General features: G+C 70.7%; 13 protein-coding genes and 1 riboswitch. Of the genes, 5 read left to right on the forward strand and 8 right to left on the reverse strand.

The annotated features are described in order from the left end of the window. Positions 1-44: 44 nt before the first annotated feature. Positions 45-2,870 carry an N-acetylmuramoyl-L-alanine amidase gene (locus ACFVW8_RS23385; protein ID WP_389693004.1) on the reverse strand — a complete coding sequence of 942 codons (2,826 nt, stop codon included), beginning with the start codon at positions 2,868-2,870 and terminating at the stop codon, positions 45-47. 162 nt (positions 2,871-3,032) lie between these two features. Between ACFVW8_RS23385 and ACFVW8_RS23390 the strand changes: the two genes are divergently transcribed. Further along, on the forward strand, positions 3,033-4,385 hold the full coding sequence (locus ACFVW8_RS23390; protein ID WP_389693006.1) for a class II 3-deoxy-7-phosphoheptulonate synthase: 1,353 nt from the start codon (positions 3,033-3,035) through the stop codon (positions 4,383-4,385). 170 nt (positions 4,386-4,555) lie between these two features. Next, positions 4,556-4,864 carry a bacterioferritin-associated ferredoxin gene (locus tag ACFVW8_RS23395; RefSeq protein ID WP_389693008.1) on the forward strand — a complete coding sequence of 103 codons (309 nt, stop codon included), beginning with the start codon at positions 4,556-4,558 and terminating at the stop codon, positions 4,862-4,864. A 33-nt stretch (positions 4,865-4,897) separates the two neighbouring features. Here the strand turns inward: ACFVW8_RS23395 and bfr are convergent, their stop codons facing one another. After that, positions 4,898-5,377 (reverse strand): bacterioferritin, encoded by a 480-nt coding sequence (gene bfr / locus ACFVW8_RS23400; protein WP_123470058.1) that lies wholly within the window; start codon positions 5,375-5,377, stop codon positions 4,898-4,900. A gap of 154 nt (positions 5,378-5,531) precedes the next feature. Here bfr and ACFVW8_RS23405 point away from each other — a divergent pair, with 154 nt between their 5' ends. Then, positions 5,532-6,164: a sulfite oxidase-like oxidoreductase gene (locus tag ACFVW8_RS23405; RefSeq protein WP_389693010.1), complete on the forward strand. Its 633-nt coding sequence runs from the start codon at positions 5,532-5,534 to the stop codon at positions 6,162-6,164. A gap of 21 nt (positions 6,165-6,185) precedes the next feature. On the opposite strand, the gene ACFVW8_RS23410 is transcribed toward ACFVW8_RS23405, so the two are convergent. The 6 genes from ACFVW8_RS23410 to thiO all read right to left on the reverse strand — a co-directional run bounded on the left by ACFVW8_RS23410 (position 6,186) and on the right by thiO (position 11,873). Further along, entirely contained in the window at positions 6,186-6,677 is a 492-nt protein-coding gene (locus tag ACFVW8_RS23410; protein ID WP_389693012.1) for a DUF4396 domain-containing protein, read from the reverse strand. A gap of 98 nt (positions 6,678-6,775) precedes the next feature. Then, positions 6,776-7,633, reverse strand: coding sequence for a deoxyribonuclease IV (locus ACFVW8_RS23415; RefSeq protein WP_389693014.1), 858 nt, complete (start codon positions 7,631-7,633; stop codon positions 6,776-6,778). 6 nt (positions 7,634-7,639) lie between these two features. Next, positions 7,640-9,556 (reverse strand): Stk1 family PASTA domain-containing Ser/Thr kinase, encoded by a 1,917-nt coding sequence (pknB, locus tag ACFVW8_RS23420; RefSeq protein ID WP_389693016.1) that lies wholly within the window; start codon positions 9,554-9,556, stop codon positions 7,640-7,642. A 123-nt stretch (positions 9,557-9,679) separates the two neighbouring features. Continuing rightward, positions 9,680-10,474 (reverse strand): thiazole synthase, encoded by a 795-nt coding sequence (locus tag ACFVW8_RS23425; RefSeq protein WP_389693018.1) that lies wholly within the window; start codon positions 10,472-10,474, stop codon positions 9,680-9,682. 2 nt (positions 10,475-10,476) lie between these two features. Beyond that, positions 10,477-10,695, reverse strand: coding sequence for a sulfur carrier protein ThiS (gene thiS / locus ACFVW8_RS23430; protein WP_389693020.1), 219 nt, complete (start codon positions 10,693-10,695; stop codon positions 10,477-10,479). Then, positions 10,692-11,873 carry a glycine oxidase ThiO gene (gene thiO, locus ACFVW8_RS23435; RefSeq protein ID WP_389693022.1) on the reverse strand — a complete coding sequence of 394 codons (1,182 nt, stop codon included), beginning with the start codon at positions 11,871-11,873 and terminating at the stop codon, positions 10,692-10,694. Before thiO ends, thiS begins: the two co-directional genes overlap by 4 nt. Then, positions 11,871-11,983, reverse strand: a riboswitch (TPP riboswitch). It overlaps the preceding gene by 3 nt. 153 nt (positions 11,984-12,136) lie before the next feature. Between thiO and ACFVW8_RS23440 the strand changes: the two genes are divergently transcribed. Both ACFVW8_RS23440 and ACFVW8_RS23445 read left to right on the forward strand, forming a co-directional pair. Next, entirely contained in the window at positions 12,137-13,414 is a 1,278-nt protein-coding gene (locus tag ACFVW8_RS23440; RefSeq protein WP_389693024.1) for an NAD(P)/FAD-dependent oxidoreductase, read from the forward strand. 50 nt (positions 13,415-13,464) lie between these two features. Continuing rightward, positions 13,465-13,830, forward strand: a complete 366-nt coding sequence (locus ACFVW8_RS23445) for an Rv2175c family DNA-binding protein (protein ID WP_389693026.1) — start codon at positions 13,465-13,467, stop codon at positions 13,828-13,830. The last annotated feature ends 18 nt before the right edge of the window (positions 13,831-13,848 follow it).

Consider the following 13,848-nt stretch of genomic DNA (forward strand, 5'->3'; position numbering starts at 1 on the left):
CGGCCGGGTGGAACGGGCCCCTTCGTCACTGGACGGCCTGCCGGCTAGAACAGCGTGTTGTAGATCTGCCAGCCGGTACCGGCCTTCGCCTTCGTCGCGAACGGCTTGGCCGCGTTCCCGGTGCCCTTGTAGTACCAGAGCACTCCGGAGCCGTCGATGCCGACCAGGTCACCGATACCGTCCCGGTTCAGGTCGCTCGGACCCAGCAGGGTCTTGTACGTCCCCCAGCCGGAACCGATCTGGACCCGCTTGGCGTACGGCGCGGTGGCGCTGCCCGTGCCCGTGTAGAGCCAGAGCACACCGGACTTGTCCCGGCCCACGAAGTCGGCCTTGCCGTCACCGTTCAGATCGCCGGTGGAGGCGAAGGCGTCGTAGATCTGCCAGCCGGTGCCGATCTGCGCCTTGGGGGCGAAGGGCTTCGCCGGGTCGCCCGTCCCCTTGTAGAAGTAGATGACGCCGGAGCCGTTGCGGGCGATCATGTCCGCCTTGCCGTCGCCGTCCAGGTCGCGCATGCCCCAGATGCCGTTGTACTGGTTCCAGCCGCTGCCCACCTTCAGCCGCGCCTGGTACGGCTTGTCCGGGTTGCCGCTGCCGCGGTAGTACCAGAGCACGCCGTCCTTGTCGCGGGCCACGATGTCGCCGGTGCCGTCGGCCCGCATCGCGGTCATGGCGGTGATGGCGGTGTAGTTCTGCCAGCCGTAGCCCATGAGGTAGCGCTTGTAGTACGGGGACGTGGCGCTGCCCGTGCCCTGGTACTGCCAGACGTCGCCCGCGCTGTCCCGGCCGATCATGTTGTAGCGGTCGGTCCCGGCATCGGGGACCGCGCTGCTCGCCTGCTGGACGTCGCTGGCCTTCACCCAGGCGATGCGGTGGTTGTAGCGGATCGGGTAGAAGAGCGTGTTCCCCTTCACCAGCGTGCGGTCGTTCTCGGCCTCACCGGCGAACGTACCCGCGAACCAGTAGTCCCCGGCCTGCGCCGGACCGGCCTGGAAGTAGGCCTGGCCTGCGGGGACGGTGTACTTCGACAGGGACTTGCCGTTGTCGTCCTGCACCGGCACACCGGTGCCGGAGTACGCGGCGTCCTCCGGGTAGGCGCGTCCGTACACCGGGACGGACGTCGCGCCGGCCTTGGGCTTCAGCACCGGCTGGGGGGTCTTGGCGACCGACTTGGTGAACTGGCCGCCCGGGTTCTGGAACCAGGCCTTCTTGCCGCCGTACCAGACGGCCGTCCAGTCGCCCTTGGCCTCGGCGACGACGTACGTGCCGCCCGCGACGACCTTGTTGCCCCAGTTCGGCCCGTCCGTGGCCTTCACGTTCGGCATGTACGGGTCGGTGATCTTCGCCGACGTCGTCGAGTTGGAGGTGTACAGGTAGCCGAAGTTCGCCGGCTGCTTGGCCACCGTGCTGCCGCCGTACGTCAGCGTCGGCTGGTTGGCCGTGGTGAACGGGGGTACGACCCGGACCACCTGGCCGGCCTTGACCGGGCCGCCCGCGCCACTGGCGCCGGTGGGGGCGCCGATCAGGGACATGTAGTGGTTCCAGTCCCAGAAGGGGCCCGGGTCCCAGTGCTGCGTCGCGACATTGGCGTCCAGGACGCCCGGCACCTCGTCGTGGCCGATGATGTGCTCACGGTCGAGCGGGATGCCGAACTTGCCGGCGAGGTACTTCACGAGCGTCGCGGAGGACTCGTACTGCGGCTCGGTGTACCAGCTGCCCGACTTGATCGCGTAGCCCTCGTGCTCGATCCCGACCGAGTGCATGTTCACGGTCTTGTTCGCCGCGTGCCACGCCTCGTCCTTGGTCTTGACCAGCTGGGTGACCAGACCGTCCTTGGCCCGGATCAGATAGTGCGCGCTGGCGTAGGAGGCCGGGTTCTGGAAGGTGGCCAGCGAACCGGCGTAGCCGCCCTCCGTGTCATGGATGACGATGTAGCGGATGTCCTCGCCACTGGCCGGACGGTCGGCCTCGTTGTAGTTGCCGAAGTCGTCCGGGGTGGAGCTGTTCTGCTTGTACCCGGCGGGCTTGAAGTCGCAGTTCAGACCGGAGGGGCACTCCGGCGCCGGGGCCGCGGTGGTGCTCGCGTTCGTCGCGGCCAGCCGCAGCTTCGCGGGCTTGACCGGAGTCACCGACGGATCGGCGGGCAGCGACAGCTGCTGGCCGTCCGCCGTCAGCCGGCTCTCGCCGCTGCGGACGGACTCGAAGACGCGGTTGGCGAAGAGCGTGGCGCCCTTGGTGTCAGGTGCCTGGCTGTAGCGCGCGACCGCCGGGTACCACTGGCCGGCGTCGTCGGGCAGCGAGTCGGTGGCCTCGCGCTGGTACTGCGCGAGCAGGGCCGCGCCCGCGCGGATGCTCTGCGCGGTGTCGTCCTGCACCGTGCCGGCCGGCTTGTCGATGAGCTTCGCGGCCTCGTCCAGCGTGTGCAGCTCGGCCGCGGCCGTGTCCACCCGCTTCGGAAGGCTGCGCAGCGCGCGCCCGGCGTCGAAGTGCTTGGTGACGGCCGGGTCGCCGCTCATGTTGAGGTGCGAGAGCCGCTCCGCGTCCGTCGGCTGCTCGATGTCGTCGGCGGAGACCCGGGTGAGCCCCATGACGTTGTACGCGCCGCTGGTGCTCGGCTCGCCGTCGTGGCTCTCCCACAGCGTCTGGCGGTAGGAGACAGCCATCAGCACGCTCTGCGGGACATCGAACTCGCGGGCCGCGTCCCTGAACTGGGCCTGCAGCGCGGCGGTGGCGGGCCCCGGCTTGCCGTCGGTGGTCGCGGAGTTCTGCGAGGCCATGGCGAGCGTGCCGATCGTCGCGGTCGCCACGACCGCGGCCCCCGCCCCGAACAGCAGCCGCCGTCTCCGCAGGTCCCTACGGTGATTCCGCTTCAAGTCCCCACCCCTGTTGTCCACTTGTTGTCCACTTGCCCAACACTGAAAAACGTGAGGCTAGCAGGCGCGGGGGTGACCCTCGTCACTCGACGTGCCGAGATGTCCGTCTCAGTCACTGAGCAGCAGAAAAAGCAGTCGACACGACCCCGTAATGTGGGAACCGTGACCGTGAACGCCAATACCTTCGTCGCCGGTGGCAACACCTGGCGAGACCTTCCCGCGGCGCAGCAGCCCGAGTACCCCGACTCCGAGGCGCTGCGCGATGTACTCGCGGACCTCGCGTCGTATCCGCCGCTCGTCTTCGCCGGCGAGTGCGACCAGCTGCGCGCCCGCATGGGAGCCGTCGCCAAGGGCGAGGCGTTCCTGCTTCAGGGCGGTGACTGCGCCGAGGCCTTCGACGCCGTGTCGGCCGAGCACATCCGCGCCAAGCTGAAGACGCTGCTCCAGATGAGCGCCGTCCTCACCTACGCGGCCTCCGTGCCCGTCGTCAAGGTGGGCCGGATTGCCGGCCAGTACTCCAAGCCCCGCTCCAAGTCGACCGAGACCCGCGACGGCGTGACCCTGCCGACCTACCGCGGCGACTCCGTCAACGGCTTCGCCTTCACCGAGGCCGACCGCGTACCGGATCCGGACCGGCTGAAGCAGATGTACCACGCATCCGCTTCCACGCTGAACCTCGTCCGCGCCTTCACCACCGGCGGTTACGCCGACCTGCGCCAGGTGCACGCCTGGAACCAGGACTTCGTGAAGTCGTCCCCGTCCGGTCAGCGCTACGAGGCGCTGGCCCGCGAGATCGACAACGCGCTGAACTTCATGAAGGCGTGCGGCACGGACCCGGCCGAGTTCAAGGCCGTCGAGTTCTACTCCTCGCACGAGGGCCTGCTGCTGGACTACGAGTCGGCGCTGACCCGCACCGACTCGCGCACCGGCGAGCTGTACGACACCTCGGGTCACATGGTGTGGATCGGTGAGCGCACCCGCCAGATGGACGGCGCGCACATCGAGTTCGCCTCGAAGATCCGCAACCCGATCGGCATCAAGCTCGGACCGACGACCACCGTCGACGAGGCGCTCGCCTACGTGGACCGTCTCGACCCCGAGCGTGAGCCCGGCCGGCTGACCTTCATCGTCCGGATGGGCGCCGACAAGGTCCGCGACAAGCTCCCGGCCCTGGTCGAGAAGGTCACCGCCTCCGGCGCCACCGTCGCCTGGGTGACCGACCCGATGCACGGCAACACCTTCGAGGCCGCCTCCGGTCACAAGACCCGCCGCTTCGACGACGTCCTGGACGAGGTCAAGGGCTTCTTCGAGGTGCACAAGGGCCTCGGCACCCACCCGGGCGGCATCCACGTCGAACTCACCGGCGACGACGTCACCGAGTGCGTCGGCGGCGGCCACGAGATCTTCGTGGACGATCTGCACCAGCGTTACGAGACGGCCTGCGACCCGCGTCTCAACCGCAGCCAGTCGCTGGACCTCGCGTTCCTGGTCGCAGAGATGTACCGGGATCAGTAGGCACAACGGCTGGTAGCGCACGCACGACTGTGGGGCACGGATCGATGTGATCCGTGCCCCACAGGGCGTTGTGGGGCTTTTACCGCCCTTGAGTGGCGGGTAAGGTTAGGTTAGCCTCACCGATTATCGGGGCGGCCGCCACGACCCACCCCGCCGGGAGGTGAAACCGCATGTACGTCTGCTCGTGCTTCGGCGTTACGGAGCAGCAGGTCAAGAAGCATGCGGAAGCCGGCGCCTGCACGCCCCGCCAGATAGCCTCCGCCTGCAAGGCGGGGACCGACTGCGGGGGCTGTGTCCGCACCATTCAGGCGATGCTCGGCCGCGGCGGCTGTCCGCGCCGCGAGCTGCTGGACGAGAAGCAGGCACCTGCCGCCACCGACCGCCTCACGGCGGGCGGCGCTCCCGGTGCGGAACCGGGTGCCGTTCCCGGCACCGGCCCCGCCCTGGCGCCGGCGGTCACGTTCCCCGAAGCCGCCTGAGCGCGGCGGGGCCCGTCCCCGGGCCCGCTCCGATCAGCTCTCCGGCTGCTCGATCAGCTGCGCGATGTAGAGCGGCTCGCCGAGCTTCTCGACCAGCTCCAGTTGGGTGTCGAGATAGTCGATGTGGTGCTCCTCGTCGGCCAGGATCGACTCGAAGATGTTCGCGGACGTGATGTCGCCCTTGCCGCGCATCAGCTCGATCCCGCGCTTGAGGCGGTCGATCGCCTCCACCTCGACCTGGCGGTCCGCCTGGAACATCTCGGTGACCGTCTGGCCCACCCGGACATGGAACAGCCTTTGGTAGTTGGGCAGTCCGTCGAGGAAGAGAATCCGGTCGGTCAGGATCTCCGCGTGCTTCATCTCGTCGAACGACTCGGAGCGCGTGTACTTCGCGAGCTTCGTCCAGCCGAAGTTGTCCTGCATCTTTGCATGCAGGAAATACTGATTGATGGCAGTCAATTCGGCGGTCAACTGTTCGTTCAGGAACTCGAGGACCTCGGGGTCGCCCTGCATCGCAGAGGCTCCTTCCAACCGGTGAACTGGGCAAGTTGGCCGCATCTTCGCATCGCACCCGAGGGCCGTCCAGTAAGTACATGCTTAGTAGTGCATGCCCGAAACGTCTCTGTGCTGGTCATGACCACCCCTGCCTGTCTGTCACCATGGAGTCATGGGTCAGCCGGAAAGCCGGGAACACCGCGCAGCAGAGCAGTCCGGTCTTCCGCCGGGACAGCGACTGCAGCGCGGCTGGCCCGTCACCCATTACGGGCCGGTGCCGAAGTTCAAACCCGACCGCTGGGAATTCCGGGTTTTCGGGGCCACGGCCGACGGGGACAAGCACTGCTGGAACCATCAGGAATTCTCGGCGCTTCCCTTCTCCTCGGTCGTCGCCGATCTGCACTGCGTGACGAAATTCAGCATGCTCGGCGCCGAGTGGGGCGGAGTCCTCGTACGGGATGTCGTGGCACTCGCACCGCCCGCACCTCAGGTCACCCATGTGATGGTCTGGGCCGAGTACGGATTCAGCTCGAACCTCAGGCTCGACGACTTCGCCTCCGAGCGGGCCGTGTTCGCCACCCACAAGGGCGGCGAACTGCTCACCGCCGAGCACGGTTTCCCGCTCCGGCTGGTCGTTCCGCATCTGTACGCCTGGAAGGGCCCCAAATGGGTGCGGGGCATCGAGTACATGACAGCCGACCGCCGCGGCTTCTGGGAGGAGCGCGGCTATCACAACGTCGGCGATCCCTGGAAGGAACAGCGCTACTCCTACCAGGAGGAGCCCGGGGACGGCCCCGAGCTCTGACCGGCCGTTCCCCCGGCCGCCTCAGTGGTGGTACGGGTGCACCACGGCGTGCCCCTTGCCGCGGCCGATCATCCACTTGTTGACGGGTGTGGTGACGACGAAGGCCACGGCCAGCGAAAGGGCCAGCGTTCCCCAGAACAGCGCGTCCGTGAGTGTCGCGTCCATCGCGCCGGGCCACAGGGCGATCACCCCGTTGTCGATCAGCTCCATCACCGCGATGGAGAGGGTGTCGGCGGCGAGGGCTACCCGGAACGCCGTGCGGAAGTCGACGCCGGCCTTCCGGATGGAGCGCAGGGTCAGCGTGTAGCCGAAGAAGAACGCCAGGACGATCGCGAGGACCATCGTCGGCACGTTGCCCCAGCCGAGTGCGGTGCCGATCACCATGCCGAGCACCTCGCCGATGGCACATCCGGTGAGGCAGTGCAGGGTGGCCTGCGCCGCCATCGCCCATCCGACGTGCCCCGTGTGCCGGGCGTGGTGTGCGTGCTCCGTGTGCTGTGCGTGGTCCTGCATGTCGATCCCCCGAAGCCGGATTGCGGGTCCTGTCGACTACAGGAACCGTATACCCCAGAGGGGTATTCCTTATTTCGCAATGTGGGGGCGGGGCCGGGTCAGACCGGGTCGCGCAGTCCCTTCAGCCGGGCGACGTCCGCCGCGTGGCCCTCCTTGCCGCCCGGTGTCTCGATGATCAGCGGCACGCCTTCGGTGGCCGGATGCGAGAACAGCTCCCGGAACGGCTCCTCGCCGATGTGGCCCGCGCCGATGTTCTCGTGGCGGTCCTTGTGGGCTCCGGCCACATCCTTGGAGTCATTGGCGTGGATCAGCTTCAGCCGCCCCTCCCCGACCGTCTCCACCAGCAGGTCCAGCGTCTCCTTCATCCCGCCGGGACCGGCCAGATCGTGTCCCGCGGCGAAGACGTGACAGGTGTCGAGACAGATACCGAGCTTCGGATGGGCGTCGAGCGCGTCGAAGTACGGGCCGAAGTCCCAGGTCCGTGAGCAGAGCGAGAACCCCTGACCGGCGGTCGACTCCAGCAGCAGGAAGGGATCGTCGTCGTGCGTCAGCTCGTCCAGCAGCGGTCGCATATGGGTACGCACCTGGGCCAGCGCCTCCGCCCGGGGCCGGCCGTTGGTCGCCGATCCGGTGTGCACCACGACGCCCAGGGCGCCGATCTCACGGGCCCGGCGCAGGGAGTGGCGCAGCGAGTCCACGGACTTCTCCACGGTCGCCCCGGTGTGCGAGCCGAAGTTGATCAGATACGGCGCGTGGACGTACGCGGGGACGTCCCCGGCGGCGCACTCGGCGCGGAACTGCTCGTCCTGCGCCGGGTTCCCGGCCGGGGTCGCCCAGCCGCGCGGATTGGCGACGAAGACCTGGATGGCCTCCGCGCCCATCTCCCGGGCGTACGGGAGGCCGACCTTGGCGAGGCCGCCGGCCACCGGTACATGGCCGCCGACAGGGTTGCGCATACGGATCTAGAGCCCCTTGGTCTTGATGGTGATGGTGCTGCCCTCGGGGGCCTGGTCGTCGCCCTCGACGGACTGGCTCGCGACCGTGTCGCTGAAGGAGAGGAACGGGCGGTCGACCTTGACCTCGAAGCCCGCGTCCTCCAGCTCGCTCCGGGCGTCGTCGACGTCCTTCCCGGTGACGTCCGGTACGTCGATCATCCGCGGGCCCTTGGAGACCGTGAGCGTGATGGTGTCGCCCTCGGCGACCTCCCGGCCCTCGGCCGGTGACTGCTGCGCGATGTCGCCCGCGTCCTCGGGGGAGTTCACCCGGTCCGGCAGCACCTTGGCCTTCAGCCCCTCCTCGTCCAGCGCGTCGGTGGCGTCCTCGACGGAGAGGCCGGTGACGTCGGGCACATCGACCGGGCTGCCCTTGGAGACCACGATCGCGACCGCGGTGTCCGGGTGGCGCTCGGTGCCCGCCTCGGGATCCGTGCGCACCACCTCACCGGCCGCCTCGTCCTCGCTGAACTCCCTGGTCGTCATGCCGGGCACCAGGCCCGCCTTCGTCAGCTTCCGCTTGGCCTCGGCCAGCGCGACGCCCTGGACGTCGGGCACCTTCACGATCTCGGGCCCGCGCGAGACCGTGATCGACACCGAGCCGTTGCCCCGGATCCGGGCTCCCGACTTCGGGTCGCTGCCGATGACCTTGCCGCGGTCGACGGTGTCGCTGTAGGTCCGTTTGACGTCCTTCAGCTCCAGACCGGAATCCGAGAGCCGCCCCTTGGCCGCCTTCTCGCTCTGGCCGAGCAGCGAGGGGACGTGGGTGAACTGTCCTGAGTTGATGTACCAGACACCGCCGCCGATCCCCAGGACCAGCAGCACGGCGACGACCGCGGCGATGATGCCGCGCTGCCCGCCCAGGCGGCCGGCCCGGCGGGACGGGGGCTGCGGCGGCAGCTGTGGGGGCATCTCCAGCCGGCTGGTGTGGTGGGCGGTGCCCTGGCCGGGCGGCAGTACCCGCCGGATCACGCTCGTGCGGTCCTCGGCGTCGTCGTGCGCCTCGGCGATGGCCTGCGGCGGCAGGGCGTCCAGCTGGGCCTCGGTCAGGCCGGAGCGGGCCCGGCGGGACTCGGCGAGCAGCTCCACCGCGTCGAACGGCCGGACCTCGGGGTCACGGGCGGTGGCGCTCGCGACCAGCTCGTCCAGCCCGGCCGGAAGCCCCGGCACGGCGGCCGAGGGCGCCGGGACGTCCTCGTTCAGATGCTGGTAGAGGACCTGGGCGGGGGAGTCGCCGCCGTGCGGCTTGGTGCCGGTGAGCATCTCGTACAGCACCACGCCGCAGGCGTAGACATCGGCGCGGGTGTCCGCGGTGCCGTGCTCGATCTGCTCGGGGGCGAGGTAGGAGACGGTGCCCAGGATGGACCCGGTGGTGTTGGTGACGGTGCCCACGGCCCGTACCAGGCCGAAGTCGGCGACCTTGACCCGGCCGTCGTCGCCTATCAGCACGTTCTCCGGCTTCATGTCCCGGTGCACGAAGCTCGCCCGGTGCGCGGCACCGAGCGCGGCGAGCACCGGCTCCAGGATGTCCAGCGCGGCCCGCGGCTGCAGTGCGCCGCGCTCACGCAGCACATCGCGCAGGGTGCAGCCCGCGACGTACTCCATCGCCAGGTAGACATACTGCCCCTGGGCGCCCTGGTCGAAGACCGCGACCACATTGGGGTGCGCGAGCCCCGCCACCGACTTGGCCTCACGGATGAAGCGCTCGACGAACGAGGCGTCGGTCGCGAGCGCCGGGTGCATCACCTTGAGGGCGAGCACCCGGTCGAGCCGGGTGTCCATGGCCCGGTAGACCGTGGCCATGCCGCCCACGGCGATGCGGGCATCGACGCGGTAGCGGCCGTCGAGCAGCTGCCCGACGAGAGGGTCCTGGAGGGTCGTATCCACGCAGCGAGTCTACGAGCCGCCACGGACACCACCGACTGCCCGGGGCAATCCTGCGGTCGTACTGCAGCCGAGCCGTGACAGGGACATGCGATCCACCGCGGCCACGGCTCCGGACGGCACGGATCAGAACGCCGGGCGCTCCGGATCCAGCGCCGCACGCCCCGCCACCGGCGACGACGCCTCGGCGAAGTGGCGGCGCGGGATCCGGCCCGCTCGGTGGGCCAGCCGGCCGCCCTCCACCGCATGCCGCATCGCGGCGGCCATCAGCTCGGGTTCCTGGGCCCGGGTCACCGCCGAGGCGAGCATCACAGCCGCGCACCCGAGCTCCATGGCCAGCGCCGCGTCCGACGCCGTCCCCGCGCCCGCGTCCAGGATCACCGGGACCCGTGCCTGCTCGGTGATCAGCTGGAAGTTGTGCGGATTGCGGATGCCCAGGCCCGAGCCGATGGGGGAGCCCAGCGGCATGACCGCCGCGCACCCCACGTCCTCCAGCTTCCGGGCCAGCACCGGGTCGTCGTTGGTGTAGGGCAGGACGGTGAAACCGTCGTCCACCAAGGTCTCCGCGGCGTCCAGCAGCTCGATCGGGTCGGGCAGCAGGGTCCGCTCGTCGGCGACCACCTCCAGCTTGACCCAGTCGGTGCCGAGCGCCTCGCGGGCCAGCCGGGCGGTGAGCACGGCTTCTCCCGCCGTGTAGCAGCCCGCCGTGTTCGGCAGGACGCGGATGGAGAGCTTCTCCAGCACGGAGAGCACGGAGCCCTGCACGGTCGGGTCGAGGCGGCGCATCGCGACGGTGGTCAGCTCGGTACCGGAGGCGGTCAGTGAGCGTTCCAGCACATCGAGGCTGGGGGCCCCGCCCGTCCCCATGATCAGCCGGGAGCCGAAAACGGTGTCCCCGAGGGTGAAGAGGTCGTCGGACACGGTCAGCCCCCCTGGACAGCGGTCAGGACCTCGACCCGGTCGCCCTCGGTGAGCGCCGCGGCGGACCACTGGCCGCGCGGGACGACGGTCTCGTTCAGGGCGGCCGCGACCCCCGAGGGGGCCGCCGTCAGAGTCGCGACGAGGGCGTCCAGGGTGGTGCCCGCCGCGACGGCGAGGGCCTCGCCGTTCACGGACACGGAGAGGGTGGTGGGCGCGGTCATGCGGGCTGCTCCTGACGTACGGGGGCGGCGACGGCCGGGAACCGGCCGGGGGAGAAGGGGCGGGCCACCTCGGGCAGCTCGCCGTCGGCCAGCAGCTGCGCCATGGCGTCACCGGTGACGGGTGTGAGCAGCACCCCGTTGCGGTGGTGGCCGGTGGCGAGGTGGAGGCCGGGCAGTGCCGTGCGGCCGAGCAGCGGCGCGTTGTCGGGTGAGGCGGGGCGCAGACCGGCCCGGGTCTCGGTGAGCGGCAGCTCGGTGATGCCGGGCACCAGCTCGTGGGCGTCGCGCAGCAGCTCGTACACCCCGCCGGCCGTGACGGTGGTGTCCCAGCCCATCTCCTCGCTGGTGGCACCGATGACCAGCTCGCCGTTCTCGCGCGGCACGAGGTAGACGTGGCTGCCCCGGACCATGGCCCGCACGGTGCGGCTGAGGAAGGGGGCGTACGCGGTGGGTACGGTCAGCCGCAGCACCTGGCCCTTGACCGGGCGGACGGGTGGCAGGACGTGGTCCGGCACCCCCGCGAGCCGGCCGCTGAAGCTGCCCGCGGCGAGCACGGTCTGATCGGCGGCCGGCCGCGAACCGTCGGCCAGTACGGCGCCGACGGCCCGGTCCCGCACCACCGCGAGCTCCTCGGCCCGTTGACGGTGGAAGACGACCCCGGCCCGCTCGCACGCGGTCAGCAGCGCGGTGGCCAGCCGGCGAGGATCGACCTGGTGGTCGCCGTCGACCCGCAGACCGCCGCGCACGCCCGGCGCCAGCATCGGCTCCAGGCGGCGGCAGTCGCGGCCGGTGAGCCATTCCGACTCCAGCCCCGACCGGCGCTGGAGCTCGTGCAGTTCCCGCAGATGGGCGCGGTCGTCGGCGTCCAGCGCGACGGCCAGGGTGCCGCAGGCGCGGAACCCGATGTCCTGTCCGCTCGCTGCCTCCAGCTCGGCCGCGAAGGCCGGATAACGCGCGGCCGAGGCGACGTTCAGCCCCAGCAGCATCTCTTCGCCGTAGTGCAGTTCGGTGACGGCGGCCAGCATGCCGGCCGCGACCCGGGCGGCCCCGCCGCCCGGATCCGGATCGACGACGGCGGTGCGCAGACCGCGCTGCGCGGCCCGCCAGGCGGTGACGAGCCCGATGATCCCGCCCCCGATGACGAGGACGTCGGACCCGCTCGTGCGGTGGATACGCATGGGCGTCCAGCCCCTCCCTTCGCCGGCATGACCCGGATCAGGTTCGTACGGTCGGAGGCCGCCCAGCCTCCCTCTCAGCCCGGTGCGCCCGGGCTCCCGCGAGTGTTTTACGTGGGGCCACCCTAGACCCCGCCCCCGGGACCGGGTGAAGGGCCTGCGGGAGCGGCGGGAGGGCAGCCGTGCGGGCGCGGCGGAGGCGCCGGCGGAGGCACCGGCGGAGGCACCCCTTTCCTGACGGGTCGTCAGTTGATTAAGGTGGTCGGGTGAACGAGCAGCAGCGGGCAGAGCGGCCGGAGCGGCAGTCGGAACAGGCGGGGCGCCGGGTGGTCGTCGTCGGCGCGGGCATGGCGGGGGTGCAGACCGCCGTGGCTCTGCGCGAGCAAGGCTTCACCGGCGCCGTCACCCTGATCGGAGCCGAACCCCATCAGCCGTACGACCGCCCCCCGCTGTCCAAGGCGGTCCTGCTCGGCAAGGCCGAGGAATCCGCCTTCGACATCGACTTCGAGGCGCTCGGCATCGAGCTGCGGCTGGGCTGCGAAGTCACCGGCGTACGCGGCACCGACCATGAACTGGACACTTCCGCCGGGCCCGTTCCCTACGACGTCCTGGTCATCGCCACCGGCGCCGAGCCCGTCGTGCTGCCCGGCTCCGACGGCGTGCCCGGCGTCCATCTGCTGCGCACCCTCGACGACGCGGCCAGGCTGCGGCCCGTCCTGGACGCGCGGCACCCCGTCGTGGTCGTCGGCGCGGGCTGGATCGGCGCCGAGTTCGCCACCGCGGCCCGCGCCGCGGGTTGCGCGGTCACCGTCGTCGAGGCCGCCGAACGGCCCCTCGCCGGCGCGCTTCCCGCCGAGGTCGCGGCCCCGATGGCCGCCTGGTACGCGGAGAGCGGCGCCGAACTCCTCACCGGGGCCAGGGTGGCCCGTATCGAGCCGGGCCGCGTGGTCCTGGCGGACGGCCGCACCGTCCCGGCCGGCGCGGTCGTCGTCGGGATCGGCGCCCGGCCGGCCACCGGCTGGCTGGCCGGCTCCGGCGTCGCGCTCGGCCCCGACGGATCGGTGACCGCCGACGCGGCCCTGCGCACCTCGCTGCCCGATGTGTACGCCGTCGGTGACTGCGCCTCGTTCCCCTCGGCTCGCTACGGGGCACGCCTGCTGGTCCACCACTGGGACAACGCCCTGCAGGGGCCGCGGACCGCGGCCGCCCACATCGTCGGGGCCGGCGGGGACGGCGCGCGGCCGCCCGCCTACGATCCCGTGCCCTACTTCTGGTCCGAGCAGTTCGGCCGGTTCGTGCAGTACGCGGGCCACCACGCGGGCGCGGACACCCTGCTGCGGCGAGGCGATCCGGCCGGTGCCGCCTGGTCGGTGTGCTGGCTGCGGGACGGCGTCCTGGTCGCGGTACTCGCCGTCGGCCGGCCGCGCGATCTGATCCAGGGGCGCAAGCTCATCGAGGCGGGGGCGCGGCTCGACCCCGGGCCGGCCGGTGACGCGTCCGTGCCGCTGAAGTCGGCGGTCCTTCCGGAGGTGGCGGGACCCTGAAGGGCTGAGTCCGGGTATCGGCTGTCAGTCCGGGATGGCAGGCTTGTCCTGTGACCGAGATTGACGCAAAGATCGATGCTCTCGTCCCTGCCTGGCTCCACCTGCCGGACATCGCCGAATTGTTCGATGTCCAGGTGACGCGTGTACGGCAGCTGGTCAAGGATGGCCAGCTCATCGCCGTACGACGTGGTGAGAACCGGGCGCTCCAGGTGCCTGCCGCCTTCATCGACGGCGACAAGGTGGTCAAGGGCCTTTCGGGGACCCTGACGCTCCTGAGGGACGACGGCTACTCCGACGAGGAGATGCTGGAATGGCTCTTCACTCCCGACCCGAGCCTGCCGGGCACGCCCGCGCAGGCGCTGAGTGAGAATCGCGGCACGGAGGTGAAGCGCCGCGCCCAGGCGCTCGCCGTCTGACCGACAGCCGTACAGAAG

Origin of the sequence: Streptomyces sp. NPDC058221 (assembly GCF_042882365.1) — a bacterium.
Lineage (GTDB): Bacteria > Actinomycetota > Actinomycetes > Streptomycetales > Streptomycetaceae > Streptomyces.